This window comes from Bradyrhizobium sp. WBOS07 (assembly GCF_024585165.1).
Classification (GTDB): domain Bacteria; phylum Pseudomonadota; class Alphaproteobacteria; order Rhizobiales; family Xanthobacteraceae; genus Bradyrhizobium; species Bradyrhizobium japonicum_B.
In genome coordinates, this window is the sequence record NZ_CP029008.1 from 63,998 (window position 1) to 86,001 (window position 22,004).

The following is a 22,004-nucleotide window of genomic DNA, read 5'->3' on the forward strand; positions in this document are numbered from 1 at the left end:
TTGTTAGCGGGCGCTATTTGTCGCGCAGTTCTTGGTTGCGACTGGTCCCCTCCACCCACGAAGATCAGGCCGCTCCCCTCGTCCTCAAGGAGGCCCGCACCCGGCGACATCACGCGAAGCGCTGCCCGCCTCCTCTTCCGTGGTTCAAACCAAACGATTGCTGGGTCTTCGACTGTAGGTGAGGCAGCTAATAATTGCGTCCAAGTTGCTCCTCCATTTTTACTCCGCCAAACTCCACTCTTCGGCGCAGCCAAGACTACGATCTCAGGATCATCGGGATCGATGGCCAAGAACGGGCCCGCGGTACGAAACTTACCGTTGGGGTTTGCGTAGATTGGAAAAGGGCTAGAGTTAGATGCAAGAGAGAAAGTTAAGCCTCTGTTGTCCGAACGATACATAAGACCTTTGACTATCATGTAAATGCGATCAGCATTCGAGGGCGCAACAGCGATTTCGTATACACCCTCGTTTACGCCATTCTGCTTGCGATCCGCAGCGGGCATACTCGTGGCAGTCACCAGTTGCGTCCACCTATTTTGATCCGGAAGCCAAAGATATGCGCCATGGACATCAGTGCGGACAACCCGAGTCCGCCCATGGGGATCGACATCGAATCCGGTAATAAATCCTCCCCCCCCAATCGCGACGCGTCTCCAGATATAAGTATCTGCAGGATTTGCGTGGGCTGTGGAAACCGCTTCCGTGGCGACGCATAAACTTGCAGAAAAAAGAAGCGAGATGCAAACGCCGTAAACTCGGATGGCGAAGACGTATGACCTATCGCTCATGGAGACTCTCCGCAGCTTTGAGACTGAAAGAGCGATCTTGCGTCGTCTAATCTTCGGATAAATCGATCTTTGTGCTCGCGCTTTGCTGCGTGCAAGAACGCCAAGCTCAACATGAAGAAGACTTCGACCATCATATCTCGGTCAAGCAGACTACTCTCCGTGAAGTTGTGACCGACGCAAAAGACAAGGAGTGCGAATAGCAGCCCTCGTTCGCGAGGCTTAAGGCTCGCTTCGATCAGAACCGCCTTAATCGGAACCACGATGAGCGAAACTACGACCAGCAGCAAACCTGGAAGCCCCAGCTGAACCAACAGGTCCAAGTAACCGTTGTGCCCGCTGGCGATCTTTGAAATCCAGCTGTTCGATGAAATATAGTGAAACACTGGACTTTGTGCACCAATATTCCAAAACGAACCGTACCCCGCACCGAAGAGTAAATTGTCTTGAGCATAGGCTAGTAGCACAGACCAGATTTGAGCCCGGCCGGTAAAAGCCTCCTTGGTTTCTAGGATTCCTGTTAGTTCGTCCCAGTAGATTGACAAGGTTAGCAACGCCCCGAGACAAACTGCTGCTAACCCAAGCAACGCAACGCTGTTGTACGCCACTCGATACCGAGAAAATGCGAGGCCCCCGAGGAGCGCGCCGACGAGAAGGCCCAGGGATGTTTTTGAATTAGTGCGATAGAGAAAGTATGCCGAACCTAATACGACAAGCCAGCGCCACAATGTCGACTTCTTCGAAATATCGAAGAGCAGAAAAAGGATCAGCACTGCGCAGACAGCCCCCGCGAAATTCTTTTGAACTAGAATGCCTCTCCAACTGCCAACGATGCCAGGATCGGCAGCATCGGCGACCTGATGAATCCCCTCTTGCGGCAAAAGCAACACAACGGCGTAACTGAGAAACACCGCCAGACTTAGCACCCCTTCCGTGACTGAAACCGCCCGCAGGAAGCCGACCCTTCGTACGGCTTCAAACACACTCCAGATGATTAATGCAGTCAGCCCTAGGCGCCGAATCGTAGCGCCTGGTTCGATCGCCCACGCGGCGCTCGTCAAACAATACGCAAGCGGCAAAATTACATAGCTCGGAGGGATATGTATCCGACCGGCCGCCTTCAGAGAATCCGATGTGAGGAGCAGCCCGACGAAGATGCCTCCATATACGAGTTGACGAAACACATCGCCCTCTCCCGTCGACAAAGCTTCCTTCCGGGCTGCAACTATATTCAAGCCGAAGAGAACCATGCAAAGCATGAAGATGAAAAGAGTTTCCGCCAAAAAATCCCGCTTCGGCGAAGCCAACAATTTGATCGGCTTTGAATTGCGGAGCAGTGCTTGCTGAGGAGTCGATAACTCGTGGCGTTTCATCAATAGCTCTGATCACCGATGAGGCTAATGGAGTGCCTTTTGCCACGCAGAGACGGTAACGGCTGCAGCCTCGCAATAGCGATGACCTCGTCTCACGAGATCGGAGGGCCCGCGCACGGCACTCGTCCAAATAGCAATCGCTAGCCCGATTCGATTCGTTCAATCGAGCGCGTCATGGGGTTCGGACCCGCTAGTGAGCAGGCCTGTTCAACTTTGATGACGCTGCCTCACAGCCTCGGCGGCAGAGACCTACGTGAATATCTCCGTCTATAGAGACCGCCATTGCCGGCTGATCCTTCCAAACTTACGGCTAACAACTCCATCCTAACATTAATAGGCACGGCGCAAGACAGGCCCGGCAGGCGCGCAAACCCGATCCATATACCAGCCATATGGCGTTTCGACCCGCACCAGCGGGCAACGGCGCCACGGCGCATACCGGTAGGGATAGGGCTGCGCCCAGAACGTCACGGGCGTCGCCTGGCTTTCGCCCGCGAGCAGGGCTGCCGGTGCGGGCACCTGCATCGCCGCGCTCGCTCCGCTCGGCGCGCAGAGGGTGACAGTCGCGGCCAAAAGGCCTCCTCGCGTCAACGTCTTAAACATTCAAAATAGCTCCTCGCGCTTGCGGATTTGATTCCCGAACGCGCCCGTCGGATCCCGGCCCGCCGACATCGCCAGTTCGTAAGGCCGCTCCACGACCAGCCCAAATAGTGAACCGAACTTTACCAAGGCGGCCGGCGCAAATGCAACCGATGCAAGTGCAGCAGAGGGCCTTCTAGAGCGATATGGCGCCCAAGTGTGGCTTCCTGGTCCTATTTTTCCTCGCTCCAGGCGCCTGGGGCGGCGAGATCGGGCGATCGGCGGTAGACGTCCCGGAGAAACTGGTAGTTGACCGTCTGGGCCAGAGGCACGTCCTCCTCCCCGAGCTTGGCGAACAGGAGGATATCCCGGAGCGTCCGCCAGCGGCTTTCGTCGTAGTCGCCGATGCGGCCGCCCGTCGGCAGCACCAGCGGGCGCTGCAGCTGCAGCTCGAATTTGAGCCGCTCCGGATTCGGACTGCCCGGTCCGGTACCAGCGAGAACAGGCACGCTCCGTGCATAGTCCGCGTAGGTGAATTGCCACCCTCGAATGAGCCCCTGAAGAACGTCGGCAATCATAGACGGCTGTTCGTGGACGAGAGCGTTGCTCGCAAAGTAGACCAACCCTGGAACGTGGATACCGTAATCTTGCGGTTTGATGACATTCAGCTTCACGAAAACCGGACTGGCGGGATCCGGTTGCCCGTCGATTGCGGTGATGATGGCGTCCACTTCGCCGGCCCGCAGGGCTTCGAAGCCGTCGCGGCCGGGCATCTTGGTGATCTGGCTGCGGGGAAGTCCGAGCTGCGCCATCATGGCATCGAAAACCACGTCGCCCTCGCTCGCTCTTTGGTATCCGACTCGCTTTCCGACCAGATCAGCCGGCCGCCGCAAACCCGAGCTTTCAAGCGTAAAGATCGCGACGGAGGTATCGAGGAAGCTCGCGGCAAACGCCGTCACGGGAACACCGCGCCAAGTTGCCAGCAAGAACTTGTGGCCGCTGGTCACGCCGACGGCATGTTGACGTGCGATCGTCTGGACGAAGTCTGGGTCGGGTTGGGCCGCCACATCAATGCGGGAGGAGAAATATCCCTGCCGAGATGCGCAGAGTTCGCCCGCAAACCGCGCGCCATATGGTCCGTCCAACACGAGCCTGACCGCGGCAGCAGTCGGAGCCGTCGGGGTTTGGACGGGTGCCACGTCGGGGCGGAGAAGGAGAAGCGCAGTTCCGACCAAGGCCAATGCAGCGAGGCTGATGGCGAGGGTGCGCTTTCCTTTCGACCCGGTTCGCCGCCGGGACTGGATTCGAGGCACTGAGAACTTCCCTAACGGTTTGCAAAATTTAATATATCAGTCGAGGCGAGATGGGCTACACTGCAACTTATGGGGTAAGGTTAATTTTTCCTTCGCCTTGTTTTGACAGCGATTTTGATCGATAGCACGGCCTGTTCGGGTAAATGAATTTTGCGTCAATGGTTTTTTCAGGATGACAATTCTTTCCACACGGCCGCTGCCCGTCGCTGGTTCTGCGAGCAAAACTGGTGTAGCCGAGCAGGTTCCGGACACAGCTAAAGGCTTTTCATCCAGATGGATGCGCCCTGTAGCTGTTGAACGGGGGATGGCTGTGGTCGACGCGGCGCTTGTCCTGATTAGCGGCATTGGCTGCGCGGGCGGCTATCACGTCGCGACAGCGGGCACGTTGGGCAAAATCGATGTCTATGCGGCGGCCAGCGTCCTAGTTGCGATCAATTTCGTGCTGCTGACGACCGTGCAGCACGGCTACCGCTTGAAGAACATCACCAACCTGCCCCGCACCTTCCGGCTGACGCTGACGACCTGGACCGGGCTGTTCGGGGCGCTGCTGGCGATCGCCTTCACGATGAAGGTCAGCGAGGAGTTTTCGCGCGGGACCACGATCTCGTTCTACCTGGTCGGCCTCACCCTCCTCCTCGCCTGGAAAGCGATCGCGGCGCGCTGGACCGCGCATGCCTTGCGCACCGGCGCCTTCGCCAACGGCCGCGCGCTTCTGATCGCCGAGTTCGGCCTTGCCAGCTCCTCCAACGCGGTCGACGACCTCGGCCAGCACGGCTACCGCCTGGTGCGGGTGATGGAGATCGCGCCGAAGGACCTCGCCTCGCCGCTGCTGCTGTCGCAGCTGGCGCCGCGCTTCGAGGAGCTGATCGCGTTCGCGCGCGAGAACCGGATCGAGCACGTCTTCCTGCTGATGAACTGGAGCCGGCAGCACGCGATCGACAGCATTCTGGACGCGCTGAAGATCCTGCCGATCCCCGTGCATCTGGTGCCGGACCCCAACGCGGCGCGGTTCCTGCGCTATCCGCTGGTCTCCACCGGCAACACCTTCACCGCCGAGCTGCGCCGCGCGCCGCTGTCCTGGAAGGAGCGCGCGCTGAAGCGGACGCTCGACCTCGCCGGCGCCAGCCTTGCGCTGATGGTGTTCGCGCCGGTGATGCTGGTGACCGCTATCCTCATCAAGCTGAGCTCGAAGGGCCCGGTGTTCTTCCGCCAGACCCGCCACGGCTTCGGCGGGCGCGCGTTTCGGATCTTCAAGTTCCGCACCATGCGCGTGCTGGAGGACGGCCCGACCATCGTGCAGGCGCAGAAGAACGACCCGCGCGTCACGCCCATCGGCAAATGGCTGCGCAAGACCTCGATCGACGAGCTGCCGCAGCTCTTCAACGTGCTCAAGGGCGACATGTCGCTGGTCGGTCCCCGCCCGCACGCGGCCGCCCACAACACCGAATATGAGCAGATCATTGGCAACTACGCCTTCCGCCACCACGTCAAGCCAGGCATCACCGGCTGGGCTCAGATCAATGGTTACAGAGGCGAGACCCAGACGGTTGGTCTAATGCAAAAGCGGGTAGAACTCGATCTGTGGTACATTAACAACTGGAATCTTTTCCTTGACCTCATAATCTTGATCCGCACAACGGCGGTCGCGTTTGGGCGATCCAATGCTTATTAGCTCCGCCATATTAGTGCTGAGTTATCGAGTAGCGAAAGTACCGTATTCCCGTGAGTGACCCTAGAATGGTGTCTTCCCTAGCGTATCCGGCCACAGAGGTTTCTTTACAGTTATCCGAATTTGAGTAACACACCTTGACCCTAATCTTTCTCGGACAAGTGTTTCTTATGCTTACCACGTGATCAAGGACATTCGGATTGGTGACATGCGGTCGCGCAATAGCCTCAACTTGTAAGCACGGTCGATTCAACGGATCGCGAATGATTGACGAAGCGGACTGCTCTGCTGGCCCCTGCAAGGTAGCTCTCCTCGGACTTGAAGCGCCAGTTTGCGCATGAGCACCAGAATGGTCGAGCACGAGCGATGGTAAAACCATCAAGGCTGCATAGATAATCGTAGCGCCGAGGAGAAACTGTACCTTTATTGCCATGGGCGTTCGCCAATTTCGACACCCGGCACATTGAGATGGGTACCTTCGCGGGCCAGTCTTCTAGCGAAGGCTTCACGTGGTACGATGTCAACTCGACCAATCTCGTTCACCAGTCTATTTCGCTCCGGCCACCCCACACTCATCAAAATGATCACAGCATCTTCGATGAATCCGCTCTCGACTAGAGCACTAAACTCCTTGACTGCGTGTCGCTGAACGTTCTCGTTGAGCATCGAAAAAGCTGCAAGGGCCAACTTGTTTCGCCTTAACGCAATCCAGGCCTCTAGAGGCGCTAGAGAGTAGGACTGCTCAATGTATCCGAGAGCGTTTAGGTCAATGCCCTTGCGATTCGTCTCAAGCGAGTAGAGCATAAGCCAAAGAAAAGAATCGTATGGACGCATTGAAAGACTGTGTCTCAGTTTGTCAGCCGCCATGGTTACGTCCCGTTCTAGCTCCTGCGAGTCCTTTCGCTGCATCGCTTCTTCGGCCATGCGAAATCCGAAAAGAGCCTTTGAATGAGCAATTTCTGACTGCTCTATAAATCCCTCATGAGCAACTTCCATCCGCTTGAGCAATTCAGCCAACACACCCGGCCTGAACCGATCATCCGCCATCACTCGCGCCGACGTAGCCCTGGCAGTCGCCACAACCCAGAACGATGGAACAGCGGTCAAGGACCAGAGAATTGAGATAGCTCCCAATATCGCCAGAGATCTGAGCACTAACATAGACAACCGGAAGGACTCGCTATTCGACGTATCCGTAGCGAGCGTAGTATTTCCGATAGTAATACTGGCCGTGGTAGGATTCGTAGCGGGCTAGCACCTTGGTATCGGCCTTATTCAGAACGACTCCTAACAGCCTTTCTCGGATCTCCGGCGATCCGCGCAGGTTGTGCGTAACAACATTGATCTTTGTCTTACCCCATTCCACCACGAAAATGTACGAATCCACAAAAAGCGACGTTACACGTACATCGACTACCGGCGCCATAGGCGGCATATCGAACAAAACGTAATCGAACTTCGAACGTAGCTCGCCAACGAGGGTCAGCATAGCTTTCGAAGCCAAAATCTCGTTTGTGTGAAGAAGACTTGAGGTTATTCCGGCAGGTAAGATGGATAGCTTTGTGTCCGGATCTACCTTCAGCGCATCCTCCAGCTGCACTTTCTGTGCCAATATATCAACAAGACCTACTTGCGCTTCCGGAGCAACTGCACGCGACAAAGACGGATTACGCAAATCGGCGTCGATCAAGACTACCCGTGCTCCGCTTTGAGCAATGAGCTGAGCAAGGTTCGTTGATAGCGTACTCTTTCCCTCGTTCGGCATCGTCGACGTCACCGCCAGGATTCGGCTCTCACGCGCAACCGAATTCAGATCCACTGCTACCTTTAAAGAACGCACCGCTTCCGAGAAGCGTGATAGCGGGTATTCTACAATATAGCGCAAGAGATTTGGCGATGGATCACCTGACTTTCTAACAGATCTGACACCCACCTTTGCTGAAGAAGGGACTGCACCAAGAGACGGAAGAATCGCGATGCAGCTCGCACCTAACAATTGCTCCACCTGAGCAGTTGTTCTGAAAACATCGTCACTAAATTCGCGAGCCATGGCTACGCCAAAGCTAAATATTATGCCGCCTAGTGCGGCTATCCCGAGAATAATTAGAGACTTGGGGTGACTCTTCACCAACGGGGTCGTGGCCGCGCTGATCACCCGCGCTTCGGTGATGGGAAACGATTGTTGTTGAACAGACTCCATGTAACGCTGCAGGAAATTGTCATACATCGCCTGGTAAGATTGCGCGTTACTCTCAAGCTCTCGTAGCTGCACCTGCGCTTGATTGGTGAGCTGCGACTCCGAGACCACGCTGTTAAGGCTTGACTTGATTGCCTCCTCACGCGTGACCGCGATGTCGTGATCACTTTTATAGGACTCCTGGATGCGCTTGAGCTCGTCCTGGATGTTCTTCCGAATTTCCGCCATCTGCCTACGAAGGTTAACGGCTGCAAGATGGTCACTCCCATATTTGGCCGACCATATCGATTCTTTCGAGGCCATATCGACGTATTGGCCTCGAAGTTTGACGATCGTGTCATTCTTCAGCGCGTCCGCAACGTTGGCATCCGGGATGTCCTGCTTAAGAATGTCGTTCATGCGGTCAAGCCGCGCCTTGGCTTCCGCCGTCGCCGCATGCGCCAATATCAGCTGACTATTGACCTCCGCCACTTGCTGCTCATTCATGAGCCGACCGCCTGTATCGACAATATTATTGGAGGTCTTAAAATCGACGACTGATCTCTGCGCAGCGGAGGCCTGGGTACGTAGCTCCTTAATGCGATCCTGCAGCCAAACGCTGGCACGACGGGTCGCTTGGTACTTCGCCTCCAGCTGATCAACGACGTAAGCGTCCGCGATCCCATTAGCAATCTTTGCAGCCTTCGCCGGATCGAATGAAGTGAAGCCTATCTCCATAACATAAGTTTGACCGAGACGCTTGATCGTACGGTTCTTCTCAAATCGTTGGAGAGCTTTACGTGTCAATTCGAATTCGGAAGGCGCCCCCTCGGTTGAAAATAGTGCAGCGATCGAGCCGATCACCGCGCCAAATAACCCACCACCGCCTCCAATAAACTCAGGATCATTAATCAAATGCAGGTCTCGGATAACCGCAAGACTAATGTTCTCGGACTTCAAAATCTCAACTTGAGTCTCCACGGTAGCCGAGTCGACAGCGATATCACCAAGTATCGACTGCTGTTGGAACAATTGTACTTTGCGCGTGTCAATCACCATTGAAGCAGCCGACGTGAACTTTGGCGCAGCCGTAAACAAATAAAGCAGTGCCAGGATTAAGCAGGCTGAGACGATCGCCAACATGGCCGGAAACTGGCGACGAACCATCTCGATGTAGGAGGCTAGAGTCTGTGATGAGGAGCTGTCGGCCTCGATGAAGTCACGGTTGATTTCCGAGGTGGGCTTGTTCACCTGCAACATCTAGCAATTCCTGAAATGGATCGATCTGTTGTCTTGGGATAAATACTGGCCAAGAGCCTGCCGGCTATCCGGAGCAAACCGAATGCCAATGGACCGCGCTGCGTGGCACCCTAGCACAAGTTCACCTGCAATGAACGGGGCCGATGCATCGTAACGTGCGCTTCGCGCGACTTTTTACACGAAGCTTAACGGCGCAAAAACAAAGCGGCGCCCACTGGCGCCGCTGCCGAAAAGTGTTATGGGCCAGCTGCGAGAGACGGTTCTGGTCAGCGCCGCGGGCTAACACTGCTGGTGGTGCCGCCCACACCGCCGCTGCCGGTATTGGGCGCGTTGTTGTTCGTCGTGTTGTTGCCAAAGCGAATCAGAGTGCTGCCACCGCCTCCGGTGGGGAAGCCGTTGCCGGTCGGGCCACCCGCGCCGGTGCCGCCGCCGCCCGCGCCGCCGGTCGCGGCGATCGCTACGTCGCCGGTCGCTGCCTGGTAGGCGGCGATGACGTCCTGGTTGCCCGTGCCAGCGATCGCGGATTGGATTTCATTTGCATAGGCCTGATCGGACTGGGCAGCCATGCGGGCGACCTGGGCAAGGCCGGCGACGATGCCCTGCATCTGGTCCTTGGTGGTCGCGGGATCCTTTAGCAGCGCGATCAGGCCGGGCAGGGTGGTCGGGTCGGAGGCGCCTAGGTCGCGTACACGCGAGATCAGCTGCGGACCGCCGGTCGGATACTGCTGCAGCAGGCTGTTGGGAGAGGCCTTGAAGTCGGAAATGACGGTGGCCGGCAGCTGGCGCTGCGGCGGATAAACGGCGGCGCTGGCGGCCGTGGTGATCGTCGCGGCGAGCGCCGCAGCGGCAGCCATGCGAATCGCAATTTTGATAATGCTCATAAACGAACCTCCAAAAATCAGCTGCCCCGATGTAACTTCCTCGGCCCGGGCAATGGCTGTGCAGTGCAGGAATTTATCCGAAGAGCCAAGGGCTGTCCATTTATTCTAAAGACTTCGTAAATGGCGCAACTGCTTCAAACCTAGACACTTTTGTGAAGCTGCCGCACGCGGCTCGGGGCCTTGCTTGCGGTTGTCTGGCGGCCTCCCCTCGACGACTGGTGGCGCCCGCCTCCGCAGGGGTTGGCCCTTCTTGGCGCGGAAGGACTGCGCCACGCCCGCGCCGAAAAGCGCAAAGAATGGAATGCTGTAGCCGGGCACCTGCAGGGTAAAGTCCAGGCACGAATGCAAGAGCGACAGCGTCGCGGTCGCCACTGCTGCCAGCGGAATGATGGCATCGCGGCGCCGGCCGAACACGCCCTTCGCCAGAACCAGCAGCATGACGGCCCAGCCCAGCGCCACTAGCAGCGCCATCGGGATGCCGACCTCGGAGGCAAGCTCCAGCGGCGTCGAATGCGCGGCATCCCAGACCCCGCGAGTCGAGATGTTGGGGCTGCGGTACGGCGGGAAGGCCCATTGGAAGGTGCCCATCCCGGTGCCGAACCAGGGATTGTCGGCGATAATCTTGAGCGTCGATTTCCAGGCCTCGATGCGGCCCTCGTCGGCCAGGCCCAGGCTGTCGAACCGGCTGGAAACGCGGCCGCCCAAGAACTGCAGCAGCCCAAGCGCGACCGCGGCGCCGGAGCCGAGCGAGATCCAGATGCCGGTGCGCGGTGGCAGGTCCTTGCGCAGGAACAGCGTGAACGACACGATCATCGCCAGCAGCGACAGGCCGACGCCGGCGCGCGAGGTCGTCATGAACATCGCCATCAGGCAGATCAGGAGGCCGCCGAGCTGCGGCAGGATCTGTTTCGGCGGGATCGCGCGCAGGTCGAGCGACAGCCGCCGCCATTCGATGTGCCGCTCGGGCAGCCGGCGGCGGACGTCCTCCAGGATCAGCAGCATCCAGATCACCGCGCAGGAGCCGAAATACGCCGCCGCCGTGTTGCGGTTGATGAAGGTGCCGGTGACGCTGCCGAGATACGCGGTCTTGTCCCGCCACAGGATCATGGTGGGCTCGATCAGGAACGAGAGCACGCCGTAGAGCGCGTAGGCGGCGCCGGAGATCGCGATCACCCAGAGCAGGCGGCGTGCGCGCATCCGGTCGGCGCCGACGGTGAGACCGAGCACGATGGCGAGGATGTTGGCGAGCGGCGCACCGAGCGCGAAGAACGCCTCGTTCTTCACGATCGAAGCGGACGGCGCGATCGGCACGCCCAGGAGATCCGAGGCTTGCTTCCAGATCGGCTGGAACGGCGCCACCCAGGGATGGTCGGAGAGCTGCTCATGCAGCACGAAGGCGTAGGCGGCGACGATGATGCCGATGCCGGCGAGCAGCCACAGATGCGGCCCGCGCAGATCGCGCGTCGGCGCGAACATCACCGCGATCCCGAGGCACAGGCACCAGAACGCGATCGACAGATCATTGGTCGAGCCGAACGGAAACGGCGCGCCGGCTGCCACGAAGTACAGGATCGCAGTCGCGGGCAGGCTCCATGACCAGCGAATCTCGGGAAGCCGAAGGCGCATCGTTCTTGCGAGCCTTGCTCTGGGCCTAGAGGAAGCAATCGATCGGATAGATCTTCACATCCACGTTGAGGCGGCTGTTCCGGGTCTGGGCCCGGAAGGCGTAGAATAGCCCAAAGCCATCACTGCCCGGATCGAGTTTTATTCCGGGGGTTAATTCGTCGGGCGGCACCAGCACACCGATGTGACGGTTGATAGCCGAGATCTCGATCCGGCCCTCGCCTTCCGCAAAATGCCCGCCGAGCTGGGTCACGGTGACCTTCGGCAGGCCGCGGCGCTGATGGCAGACCTCCTCCTCCCACAGCTTGGTCTGCTGAACCAGCGGCTTGCCCGCGCCATCGGGGACGACGATATCCGGAAAAGACGGACGCAGCATGCCGAAGAACTTGCTCTCCTTGGAGTTCGCCGACAGCCGGACCGTAAACGACAGCTCGCCCTTGGCGCCCTTGAGGCGCGACAGGATTGGAGCATCAGGCTCGGCGGAGACCGTCACGTCGATGCGGTGGCGGACGCCGAGCTCGGCAGCAGCGCCCAGCGCCGTTCCGGCCGGTGCAAGCCCGAGAGCGACCAAGACGAGAGCCGGAAGGCGGCGAAACGTTCGAAAGCGCATGAAGCTGAAGCCCCTTGCAACGCTGCGGGTGAGCGGCTGACCGGCACGTACTCAGTGGCGCCTTGATCCCAGCAATATCCCCGCGACCCCGACAATACCGATGGGATCGCGAAACGAAAATGGCACCGGGACAAAGCCCCGGTGCCATCGCCTTTGGTCGATCAAGTCGGCGTCTTACGGCGCCAGCTTGATGTTGTTGCGGAAGATCAGCGCGTCGTTGCTGAGGTTCACGGCATCGCCGCCGGTCGCCATGATCACCCGCAGGTAGTTCAGGAACTTGGCAACTTCGACGTTGCGCGAGTTCGAGACGTAGATGATGTCGCCGTTCTTCATCATGACCTTGGTGGTCAGGAAGAAACCGCCGGGATCGCGCAGGTTCACGTTGAAGATGACCGGGATCGTCTCCGACGTGTACTTGCTCACGTCGATGCCGAGCTGGGCAGCGACCTGGCGTGGCTCGCGGCGATAGAGATACACGGCAGACGGATCGGCCTGACCATCGAGCAGACCACCGGCCTTACCGACGGCCTCGGCGAGATTGATGCGCCAGGCATCGAAGTTGAACTCGCCGCTCTGGCCGCTGCCGCCAAACGCCATGAACTTCTGCTGCTCGCGATAGACGTAGATGCTGTCGTCGGGACGCACATAGACGTTGTTCTCGGGCGCCATCACGAGATTCTCGAACGGCACGGTGGCCCGCTTGCCGCCACGCTCAAGCATGACCCAGGTCTCGAAGCCCTGACCCTTGATGCCACCGGCGCGGGTGATGGCGTCGAGCACGCGATCCTTCGCACCGGCCGCGCTCGCGGGATAACGCGCCGGCGAATTGACCTCGCCGAGCACGCTGATCAGCTGGGTGCGCTGCGAGGACATTGCCACGACCGCCTGCGGCTCGATGGCGCGGTTGCCGATCTTCTCGATGATCGAGCGCTGGATCTCCACCGCCGTACGGCCCGCAGCCTTGATCTGGCCGGCATAGGGCACTGTGATGAAGCCGTCGTTGTCGACCGACTGATCCGGGATCGTCACATAGTTACCCGGACGGACGCCGGCTTCAGCCGGAATGAACAGACCGCCGGCCGCGGCTTCGAAGATGGTAACGCTGACGACGTCGCCGATGCCGAACACGATGCTGGCGGGAGGACGGCGATCGGTGAACACGCCGGCGAGTCCCTTGGGCTCATGCGTGTGCAGGATGTTCACCGTGGCCGGATTGAGCGGCACCAGCTCATAGGCCGGCGCGTTTTCCGTCTGGATCTTGTTGTTGACGTCGTCGGTAAGCGGTCCCGAGCCGGGATTGGTCGAGCATGCCCCGAGCGCCAAAGCGGCCGCCAGCAACGCAGGCATCAACACATAGGTCTTGGCAAATGAATGCATGAATCGCGCCCAGGAGTCCCCAATCGACGTAGATTGGTACGGCTTGGGGGGAGGTGCGACAAGGGTTCCCGGTGGTTAACGGAGCGATCCGTCGGCTACTGTTGCGTGTGGGACACGTTTTGGGGCTTGGTTTAACCCATTGTGACTATTTATTGTATTTGGTGTGCTCCGTTCGAGGGCAAACCGCCCCACTCCGGGATTCGGTGTGTCGAGAGCGAGGCTTCTTGGCCGCGCCGCCCTCTGCTATTTTCTGAGTTCGCTAAGAGCAGGAAACCCCGTGTCTGGCCTCCTTCTGTTCCTTGTTTTGGCGGGATCGCTTCTTGGCGCCACAGACCGCCCCGCCGACCATTTCCTGGACCCGGCCGGTCCCTGCGCGCGATCCTCGTGCCTGAGCGCCCCCGTAGTCGAGGTGGCTTCCCCCGTCTCCGTCTGGAAGTTCAGCCGCACCCAAGGAGCCAAGGACGGCGAAAGCTTCGCGGCCATCATGAAGACCGCGGACACCACCCAATCCGACCCGGATTTCGCCGGCCTGATCGTGCGCTGTGCGCCCAAGGGCAAGATCGACGTGCTGGTGGCCTTGATCCGGCCCTTCCCGCCCAGAAGCCACCCCAAGGTCACAATCGCAGCCAGCGGCGGCGGCACCCTGACTTTTGACGCCAGCATGGCCGCCGCGGGGGCGGCGGTGCTGCTGCCCGACGAGGTCTCGGCCTTTGCCGCCGGCAGGTGGCAGACGACGGCCTCGCTGTCCGTCGTGGTCAGGGAAAGCGACAGCGAGATCAAGGGTACGGTTGCGCTGAACGGCTTGCGCGAGGCCTATCATTCGCTGCTGGCCAATTGCAGCCAATAGGCCAAATTTAGCCATACAACTTAAGGGTCTTTTTAGGGTGGGGAACTTAGGGTCCGAAGCACGGAGTGTTTCGGATGACCGCGCTTTTGATCTTCAGCTTCCTGGTAGGTGCCGTGCTGGGCCAACGCTTTCGCGTCCTGGTGCTGCTGCCCGTCACGTTCGCCTTGCTGCTCACCGTGCTGCCGGTCAGCCTGATGACCAGTCTTGGCGCCCTCGAAGGCCTGAAGGCCGCGGCCTTTGCGGCCGTTGCACTCCAGGGCGGCTACCTCTTCGGCTCGGCCGCCCGCTTCAGCCTTGCCGCTGCCCGCGCCGCGCGCGTGTTTGCGCGCCCGGTCAAGAGCGCGCGCTGATCTTCCGGCTCGATAGACTTTGGCGCACAGACGGAAAGGCCAACGGGCAAGTTGTTGGCCCGCACCGACCTTTGCTTGAAAACCACCCGCTCGCTTGTATGGTGACCTGACCGTTTCAGGATTCCGCATCGAGCGCGCCGTTTGTCCCTCGCTTATTTTGCCCTCATCGTTTGCATCGTTTCCGCTTCCGCTCTCGAAATCGCCGGCGCCAAGTTCGGTGCACAGCTCGGGACGATGACCGCCGCGCTGAGCTTGCTGGCGGCCACAGCAACCGCGCGAAAAGCCGATGCCGACCATTATGTTCGCGCGACCTCGTGGGGCCGCTGGATCCTGATTGCCATGCTGCTCTGCATCGCGGCTCAACTCGTCCCGCTTCCGCTGAATTTGGCGCATCCGATCTGGGCGAGCGCCCACGACGTCCTGGGCGGCCTGTCACTCGGCCCGATCACCGCCGATATCGGCCTCACCGTCAGCGCCCTGCTCCTTTCGGTTGCAGCGGTCTCGGCGCTCGGCGTGACCATCCTGGTGGTGCGTGACCGCGGCCGCGCCGAACTGGTCCTCTTCGTCCTCGCTGGCATCGCCGCAGTCTCCGCCCTGACCCTGGATCTGCATCGGCTGTCACCAGCCGGCGCACAGGCCGCCGCAACGTCCGAACTTGCAACGACCCTGGCCGGCTTCGGCCTCGTCCTGAACCTGGCGATCATGCAGCTTGCCGCGGAGCGGGCGGAAACGCATCATTCGCTGCTTCGCTCGATCGTGCTTGGCCTGTTGGGCCTTGTGGGCGCCCTGATCAGCGCGCTTGCGATCTTCGGCCTCTCAGGCACGAGCAGCGCGGTGGCCGCAAGCTTCGGCATCGTGCTGATCCTGCTGATCCTGGTCATCCGCAGGCTCGATCTTTCGCCGTTGGCCGCGGGCGCGCTGTCGCTGGCAGCTCTAATTGGAGCAGCGATCGTCCTGACCTTCCTGTTTGAGAAGAGCTCCGGACCGGTCCTGCTGCGGCTGGTGCCGGAGATGGGAGCCGAGACGAGGGCAGCCCTCGAGCGGATGTTGGCCGACACGCGCTGGTTCGGCGCGGGCGCAGGGACCTTTGCCGCGGTGGGAAGGATCTATCAGAGCGACGCTGCAGCGATCTTGACGGCGCCCTCGGCAGCGACGGCCGTCTTTGCAGAGATGGGATGGCTCGGTCTGGCGGCCCTGATCGCGGCGAGCCTGCTCGCTCTGGTGCGCCTGGTCGTCGGCGCTTTGAAGCGCGGACGCGACTCGTTCTTCCCGGCGGCGGCCGCGGCCTGTCTGCTCTTTGCGCTGGTCCAGAGCTTCGCAGGTCCCGGACTGCTGCGGCCCGCAGCAATCCTGTGTCTTTCGGTGATCGTTGGACTGGGCCTGTCGCAGAGCGTCAGCCAGTCCGGATCACGATAGAGCGCCGGTGATCAGACCGAGCGGTCGCCGAGCGAGGCCCAGTAGTTCGGGTTCTTGGGCGACTGGATGCGGACCCAGCGATAAGGCTTCTTCGACCACGGCAGGATGTGGCCGGACAGATTGTCCAGCACGAGATCGCCGGAGAAGGTCCGCACCACGACGACGAGATGATGCTCGCCCCAGGTGGTCACGACCTCGCTGAGCAGCACCGCGCGGGCCGGAAAGCCCTTGGCGATCAGTTCGTGGCGTTTTGTCACGGCGTAGTCGTTGCAGTCGCCGCTGGTCGGATGCAGCAGCCATTTCTCGCCGCGCAGTCCTTCCAGATTGGCCTCGGGACGGATGGCGGTATTGACCTGCCGGTTAACATCCTGCATCTGCGCCAGCCGCTCGGCCGTGAGCTTCAGCCGGCCGCCCCTAAACACGATCTGCTGCGGCCGCGGCTTGCACTCGTCCTTGTACTTCAGGCAGAACAGCGTGAAGGCCATCGGCGCCAGCGTCGGCTGGTCGAATTTGATGTACTGGATGGCGCCGCGCAGCCCCAAGGGGGCGCCGACGAAAGCGGCTTCGGCGCGCTGCTGCACCCCCGCAGCAACCACGATGGCGGCCGTCGCCGCCAGGAACTTTACAACTTTGCGCATGTCGCGCTCCCCGTTCTTGTTGGGGAGACGCTACGCGAGACCTCTTGAAATACGGCTCAAAGGCCGCGCGATCCTTTAATCAAAATGCGGGCGACTTGGTCGGAAACAATTAAGAATACCGATGTGTGACTTGTTCTGCTAAGAGCGGTCACGACGTTCCGCTCGTGACGCTGGATGCGATTCGACCGACCTGATGGGCCTTTCCTCACGCTTTCGAAAGAAGACCAAGCCGCGGCTTCCCGACGGCGTCCGCGTCTATGCGATCGGCGACGTGCATGGCCGCGCCGACCTGCTTCAATCGCTGTTAACCGTCATCGACGCCGATCTTGCCCGTTCCGCGCCCGAGCGCGCCATTCAGGTCTTCCTCGGCGACTATGTCGACCGCGGCCCGGACTCGCGCGCCGTGCTCGATCTGCTGATCGCGCGCTCGAAGTCACATGAGACGGTCTGCCTGAAAGGCAACCACGAGGTCTTCCTGCTCGAGGTCCTCAAGGACCCGGCCCGCCTGCAGGAATGGCGCCATTATGGCGGCCTCCTGACGCTGGTCTCCTACGGCATCACGCCGACCATGAACCCCTCGGCGGAGCAACAGGTCGAGCTAATCGAAGGACTGAGGCGGGCGCTGCCGCCCGAGCACCTCGCCTTCCTGCAGCAATTGCCATCGTCCTTTACCTGCGGCGATTTCTTCTTCGTGCACGCCGGCGTCAAGCCCGGCATCGCGCTCGAGCGCCAGAAGGACGAGGACCTGCTCTGGATCCGCGAGGAGTTCCTGGCCTCCGAAGAACGCTTCGGCAAGTACATCGTCCACGGTCATACGCCGGTCAGCGTGCCCGACATTCGCCCGAACCGCATCAACATCGACACCGGCGCTTACGCGACCGGAAACTTGACGCTGCTGACGATCCAGGGCGATAGTCTGATGGCGGTTTGAGGCTCCTGCCTTCCATTCAATTGCTCGTTTGCTTCGCCCTCACAGGCCTTGTCGATTTCACCATGAACATGATCCTGCTTCGGCTCGTCGGCATCTCAACTGCGATCGTGCTGGCGCTCCATGCCAGCATGAGCTTCTATGCCGATCTGGTCCGGCCGAACTTCCGCGCGAGCGATTTGTTCTCGGGCGAGATTCCGCCCGACAAGGCCAAGCTGGCAGCCGCCGGCGGCTTGGCGTCCTTTTCATGGGATGGCGATCTGCTTGCCAATTATGCAGCGGCGATGGCCACTGACGTTCTTCATCGTCCTGCGGCCGATGCGCTCGGAAGGGCCAGCGAGAACAAGGCCGCGCAAGCCGCCGTCGTCGCGGCCTTGAAAGTCTCGCCGATCAGGCCTGCGCTCTGGCTCACGCTCGGCACCCTGCAGGCCCAGTCCGGCGAAGCGGCGACGCCGGCGGTAAAGATGTCCTACCTGACCGGAGCGGTGCCGATCGACGTTGCGATGTCTCGCGTCCGGACCGTGACCTCGGGCGCCGCCGCGAGCGACGAGGAGATCAGGCTGCTGGCGCAATCCGACATCCGCTCCGCGCTCGCCAATCGCTCCCGATACGAGCCGCTGCTGGTCTCGGCTTACGTGCAGGCAACGCCGCAAGGCAAGTCGCTGCTGCTCGAGACCACGAAAGTGTCCGATCCCAAGTTCAACGAGATCTTGCGGCGCTACTGACTCAGCGCACCGATTTCGGGGCGACCGGCACGAAGTCCTGATCGCGGCGCGGCTGGTCGGACCTGCCCTGGTAGACGAACATGCCCTTCTTGGTCGTGACGATGTCGCCGCGCTGCAGGCTGTCGTCGCGGAGCAGACGTTCGGTCGCGACCAGGTCCCGATCTTCGGGAATCGGCTTGTAGAGCTCGGGATGCTCCCGCCGCTCGCGCGAGACCTCCTTGGCCCGGCGCCGCGCGTCCTCGATGCGTTGCCGCCATTCATCGCGCGAGACTTCCGGCTCGCTTGGCGGAAGATAGTCGCTGAGCGAGGGCTCGGGTTCGCTCTGGGCAAGACATGCGAGCGGACCGGCCCCATACACGGCCAATCCGACAGCGGCAGCCAACAGCACCTTGACCGATGCATCCCCCGGTATCCGGCGACCTGACACGGAATTGCGGCGAGTGGGTTGCACTCCGATGTCTCCAAGGTTGGGCCACAGCGGTCAGAGGCCATTGCAACTTCAGCTCATAAGGTTCCGAATTGCAAGAAGGTGGTTCGCAGTCGGTTGCATCGGCCCTTGGACCTTCGAGCCCCCTTAAAAATCGAAAAACAACCCCATGCACAGTAGCCGGCCCCAACCAAATCAAAGACTTGCGAATTTTCCGAAATACAGGTTGATTGGTCGGGCAAAGCATCGCATCGTTCCGAACTCGACCGACGGATGAGTGCTGTTGCTCGATATCCGCGCCAGAAGACCGCAGGGGAACAAAGCTCGATCTAAGACCTCATTAGCTCATTGCTGCTAGCTTCTGGTTTCCCCTCTGGAGTGGCCGACCATGCGTGCAGGATCATTGTTGCTGTTGGGCGTTGCCGCGTCCGCAATGTCAGGCGTCGCGGCTCACGCCAGCCCGCTCTGCATCAAGGAGCGAACACCGTTTGCCTTGTCGCACGATACGGTGAGATGGACGATGTCGATCGCGCCTGGCGCGGAGTGCATCCAGGGCCTGCGTTGGTCGTACATGCAGATCTTCAACGTATCGGTCGTGAGCGGACCTTCCCGCGGCCAGTTGGCCGTGGTCGGCTCCGGCTTCCGCTATTCGGCCGAGAGCCAGACGCACGGCACTGACAAGTTCACGCTGCTGATCTCGGGCAAGAACCGACACGACGCGGGGACCTCGACCTTGGAGGTCGAGGTCAACCCGCAATAGCACAGCCGAGGAGGTCGCCGCCCGGTGAACAAGGGCTAGCGGTGGCTCGACCCGCTGCCCCGGGTTCTATTCCCGTAATAGGGCCGCGCGTGTCCCCGCGTCGTCACGGGGGGCTCAATCCTGCTCGGGATGTTCCGCGTCGCGTTGGGGGGTGCCGGCTGCGACGGATTGACGATGGTCACGCTGCGGTTGGGCGTCGAAGGATCGTTGACGCCCTGGGCCCCGGCAGCGGCGGGCATGAGCAACGCGATGGCGATCAGAACTGGTCGTTTCATAATTATCTCCCGAGCAATAACGTCAGGGAGGCGATCACCGTTCCTTCACGGTTCCGTTGGGCCGCCTCAGCGGGGAACGGCGACCAGCTTGCCGTCGCGCCAGACGCCCTGCGCCGACTTTCCAGCGGGCAGGCTGCCTGACAGGTTTCGAACGGCGGTCGGCCGCGACGCCGGCTGATTGGTCTGCGCCTTCTTCGTGGGCGTCGTGATGATGCTGGAGCTCGTGGTGTTGGCCTGATCCTTGGTCCCTTGCGCAACGGCAGGCGAAGCCAGGAATGTCAAAGCCGTGAGGACTGCTAGAACGCCGCGCATGATCGAACACCGGAATGAGGAGCTCCGCGAAATGTCACAGGTTTTCCCCTAAAAGCAAGCGCCTTCGAACGACCGATAGGGGCGCGGACAGACCCGGCAACCAGCGGGAGGGCTTCCTCGGTCGTGGCATCTTGAGCGGAAAAGCCTAGCGAAATGGCCTCATTCGGGCTACTTGGTCGCCCTTGATGACCGACTCCGCTGAAACTGCGGCCAACGCCCCCTCGACGCAACAGATCAAGGCCGGGTTTATCCGTCTCCTGTCGAGCCGCATCCGCGCCGTCTCCGACGATCCCCAGCAGATGCGGGAGATCGTCTATGAGCTGGCACGCGTCAAGCTGCTCGAGCAATTCACGCACGCCGACGCGCGGGAATCCCGCGAGCTTCTGCAGGTGCTCGAACGCGCCATCAAGGAGGTGGAAAGTTCCTTCGCGCGCAGCGCCGCCTCGCAGCCACAGAATGGTGTGGCGGCAACCGCCGTCCCGGCGCCCCCGCCGGTCCAAACTCCCTCTCCTCCGCCCATTCCGTCGCCATCCGCTTCCGCTGCGACACCGACCGCCAAGGACGCGGGAGCACCGCGCCGTCCCGTGGCAGCGCCGCAATCGCCCGATCCACGCAAACGCGGCAGCGCCTTCACCGTTCTGGTTCGATTGGCGGTCATCCTTCTGCTCATTGGCGCAGGCGTGACCGCGGCTGTCTATTGGCCTCGGCTGCGGTCGCAACTGACCGCATTGTCGCAGATGGCGCCGCCGCCTGAGCGGGCACCGAGCAGCCCGGGATCTCAACCGAGCCCCAGCCCGCCTGCCGCCGTCGGCGAGGCGGTCGAACGGACGCCGGATAGCGCGAAAGAGCCGGCGCAAGCGCCACAACCCTCGATGCCTCTGCCGACGACGTTCGGAGTCTACGCCTTGAGCGAGGGCCAGCTCCATGAGCTCAAGTCGGTGCCGGGCAAGATTCCGGACCGCCGCGTCGCGATCTCGGCGGCCATCACCACGCCGAGCGCGACCACGTTGATGGACGGCGACGTCAGGTTCATCGTGTTCAGACCCGACGGCGGTGTCGATGCAACCGGGACCGAAGTTCGGGTCGTCGCGAAGGTCTCGCGAGCCATGGGCGTCGATGCCAGCGGGAAAGCCTCCATGGTCAGCGCGGGCGATTCCTGGGTCATCCGCAGCATGTCCTACCCCTACAAGGTAGGCCCGGTCGACGACCAGCCGAGAATGCTGTTGCTGCAACCGGAGCAGGATGGCTTCACGCTCGCTCCCGGCCGCTACGTCGTGGTGATCAAGGGCATGGGCTACGACTTCACGGTGGCCGGGACGGTCACCGATCCCAATCAATGCGTCGAACGCATCAATGCGGCGAACGGCGCGTTCTACTCGCCCTGTCCGCCGCCGCGTCGCTAGCGAGCCTCGATTTCCTATTTGGCCGGCTTGCTGTCCTTGGATGCCTCCGCCGGAGGATCATCGACCTTGCCGTTGTTGGCGACGCATTTCTGGTAGTATTCGCGCTTGTCCTTCGCGGTGCCCTTCAGGGTACCAGCCGCCGGGTTGCCGATTTGCCTCGGCGGAAAGGCCTTGGCCACCGCCGCGTCGCATGCGCGCGCAACTTCGGCGGTAATGGCCGACGCCGTCGCCGGCGCAGCCAGCGTCAGCACGCAGGCCAATCCGATCAACCTTCGTA

The 22,004-nt window shown here is 60.8% G+C and carries 21 protein-coding genes; 8 read left to right on the forward strand and 13 right to left on the reverse strand.

Annotated features, from left to right (window positions below; all coding sequences use genetic code 11):
- Positions 1-784 precede the first annotated feature (784 nt).
- On the reverse strand, positions 785-2,158 hold the full coding sequence (locus tag DCM79_RS00295; RefSeq protein WP_257177993.1) for an O-antigen ligase: 1,374 nt from the start codon (positions 2,156-2,158) through the stop codon (positions 785-787).
- Positions 2,159-2,970: 812 nt separating this feature from the next.
- On the reverse strand, positions 2,971-3,885 hold the full coding sequence (locus DCM79_RS00300; protein ID WP_257177994.1) for an ABC transporter substrate-binding protein: 915 nt from the start codon (positions 3,883-3,885) through the stop codon (positions 2,971-2,973).
- Between the two features lie 337 nt (positions 3,886-4,222).
- Here DCM79_RS00300 and DCM79_RS00305 point away from each other — a divergent pair, with 337 nt between their 5' ends.
- The gene (locus DCM79_RS00305; RefSeq protein WP_257177995.1) at positions 4,223-5,722 is read left to right on the forward strand and encodes an undecaprenyl-phosphate glucose phosphotransferase; all 1,500 of its coding nucleotides are present in this window, start codon (positions 4,223-4,225) and stop codon (positions 5,720-5,722) included.
- A gap of 420 nt (positions 5,723-6,142) precedes the next feature.
- On the opposite strand, the gene DCM79_RS00310 is transcribed toward DCM79_RS00305, so the two are convergent.
- From DCM79_RS00310 to DCM79_RS00335, 6 genes are all read right to left on the reverse strand, one after another.
- On the reverse strand, positions 6,143-6,766 hold the full coding sequence (locus DCM79_RS00310) for a hypothetical protein (RefSeq protein WP_257177996.1): 624 nt from the start codon (positions 6,764-6,766) through the stop codon (positions 6,143-6,145).
- A 133-nt stretch (positions 6,767-6,899) separates the two neighbouring features.
- Complete coding sequence (locus tag DCM79_RS00315) at positions 6,900-9,155, reverse strand: polysaccharide biosynthesis tyrosine autokinase (protein WP_257177997.1); 2,256 nt, start codon at positions 9,153-9,155, stop codon at positions 6,900-6,902.
- A 266-nt stretch (positions 9,156-9,421) separates the two neighbouring features.
- On the reverse strand, positions 9,422-10,036 hold the full coding sequence (locus DCM79_RS00320) for a hypothetical protein (protein ID WP_257177998.1): 615 nt from the start codon (positions 10,034-10,036) through the stop codon (positions 9,422-9,424).
- Positions 10,037-10,141: 105 nt separating this feature from the next.
- On the reverse strand, positions 10,142-11,662 hold the full coding sequence (locus DCM79_RS00325; protein WP_257177999.1) for an O-antigen ligase: 1,521 nt from the start codon (positions 11,660-11,662) through the stop codon (positions 10,142-10,144).
- A gap of 25 nt (positions 11,663-11,687) precedes the next feature.
- Entirely contained in the window at positions 11,688-12,269 is a 582-nt protein-coding gene (locus DCM79_RS00330; RefSeq protein WP_257178000.1) for a hypothetical protein, read from the reverse strand.
- Positions 12,270-12,443: 174 nt separating this feature from the next.
- A complete protein-coding gene (locus DCM79_RS00335) occupies positions 12,444-13,646 on the reverse strand; it encodes a polysaccharide biosynthesis/export family protein (RefSeq protein ID WP_257178001.1) in 1,203 nt (400 codons plus the stop codon).
- 409 nt (positions 13,647-14,055) lie between these two features.
- On the opposite strand from DCM79_RS00335, the gene DCM79_RS00340 reads away from it, so the two are divergent.
- The 3 genes from DCM79_RS00340 to DCM79_RS00350 all read left to right on the forward strand — a co-directional run bounded on the left by DCM79_RS00340 (position 14,056) and on the right by DCM79_RS00350 (position 16,259).
- Positions 14,056-14,493, forward strand: a complete 438-nt coding sequence (locus DCM79_RS00340) for a hypothetical protein (protein WP_257178002.1) — start codon at positions 14,056-14,058, stop codon at positions 14,491-14,493.
- A 74-nt stretch (positions 14,494-14,567) separates the two neighbouring features.
- Positions 14,568-14,843 carry a hypothetical protein gene (locus DCM79_RS00345; protein WP_257178003.1) on the forward strand — a complete coding sequence of 92 codons (276 nt, stop codon included), beginning with the start codon at positions 14,568-14,570 and terminating at the stop codon, positions 14,841-14,843.
- Positions 14,844-14,984: 141 nt separating this feature from the next.
- Positions 14,985-16,259, forward strand: a complete 1,275-nt coding sequence (locus DCM79_RS00350; RefSeq protein WP_257178004.1) for a hypothetical protein — start codon at positions 14,985-14,987, stop codon at positions 16,257-16,259.
- A gap of 11 nt (positions 16,260-16,270) precedes the next feature.
- Here the strand turns inward: DCM79_RS00350 and DCM79_RS00355 are convergent, their stop codons facing one another.
- Positions 16,271-16,897, reverse strand: a complete 627-nt coding sequence (locus DCM79_RS00355) for a transglutaminase-like cysteine peptidase (protein ID WP_257178005.1) — start codon at positions 16,895-16,897, stop codon at positions 16,271-16,273.
- 193 nt (positions 16,898-17,090) lie between these two features.
- On the opposite strand from DCM79_RS00355, the gene DCM79_RS00360 reads away from it, so the two are divergent.
- Entirely contained in the window at positions 17,091-17,828 is a 738-nt protein-coding gene (locus tag DCM79_RS00360; protein ID WP_257178006.1) for a metallophosphoesterase family protein, read from the forward strand.
- 62 nt (positions 17,829-17,890) lie between these two features.
- Positions 17,891-18,550 (forward strand): hypothetical protein, encoded by a 660-nt coding sequence (locus DCM79_RS00365; protein WP_257178007.1) that lies wholly within the window; start codon positions 17,891-17,893, stop codon positions 18,548-18,550.
- A 1-nt stretch (position 18,551) separates the two neighbouring features.
- Here the strand turns inward: DCM79_RS00365 and DCM79_RS00370 are convergent, their stop codons facing one another.
- On the reverse strand, positions 18,552-19,001 hold the full coding sequence (locus tag DCM79_RS00370; RefSeq protein WP_257178008.1) for a hypothetical protein: 450 nt from the start codon (positions 18,999-19,001) through the stop codon (positions 18,552-18,554).
- Positions 19,002-19,497: 496 nt separating this feature from the next.
- Here DCM79_RS00370 and DCM79_RS00375 point away from each other — a divergent pair, with 496 nt between their 5' ends.
- Complete coding sequence (locus DCM79_RS00375) at positions 19,498-19,737, forward strand: Ig-like domain-containing protein (protein WP_257178009.1); 240 nt, start codon at positions 19,498-19,500, stop codon at positions 19,735-19,737.
- 35 nt (positions 19,738-19,772) lie between these two features.
- Here the strand turns inward: DCM79_RS00375 and DCM79_RS00380 are convergent, their stop codons facing one another.
- Positions 19,773-20,012: a hypothetical protein gene (locus tag DCM79_RS00380; protein WP_257178010.1), complete on the reverse strand. Its 240-nt coding sequence runs from the start codon at positions 20,010-20,012 to the stop codon at positions 19,773-19,775.
- Positions 20,013-20,078: 66 nt separating this feature from the next.
- Positions 20,079-20,324 carry a hypothetical protein gene (locus DCM79_RS00385; RefSeq protein ID WP_257178011.1) on the reverse strand — a complete coding sequence of 82 codons (246 nt, stop codon included), beginning with the start codon at positions 20,322-20,324 and terminating at the stop codon, positions 20,079-20,081.
- A gap of 185 nt (positions 20,325-20,509) precedes the next feature.
- Here DCM79_RS00385 and DCM79_RS00390 point away from each other — a divergent pair, with 185 nt between their 5' ends.
- Positions 20,510-21,727 (forward strand): hypothetical protein, encoded by a 1,218-nt coding sequence (locus DCM79_RS00390; protein WP_257178012.1) that lies wholly within the window; start codon positions 20,510-20,512, stop codon positions 21,725-21,727.
- A 14-nt stretch (positions 21,728-21,741) separates the two neighbouring features.
- Here the strand turns inward: DCM79_RS00390 and DCM79_RS00395 are convergent, their stop codons facing one another.
- The gene (locus DCM79_RS00395) at positions 21,742-21,978 is read right to left on the reverse strand and encodes a hypothetical protein (RefSeq protein WP_257178013.1); all 237 of its coding nucleotides are present in this window, start codon (positions 21,976-21,978) and stop codon (positions 21,742-21,744) included.
- Positions 21,979-22,004: the final 26 nt, after the last annotated feature.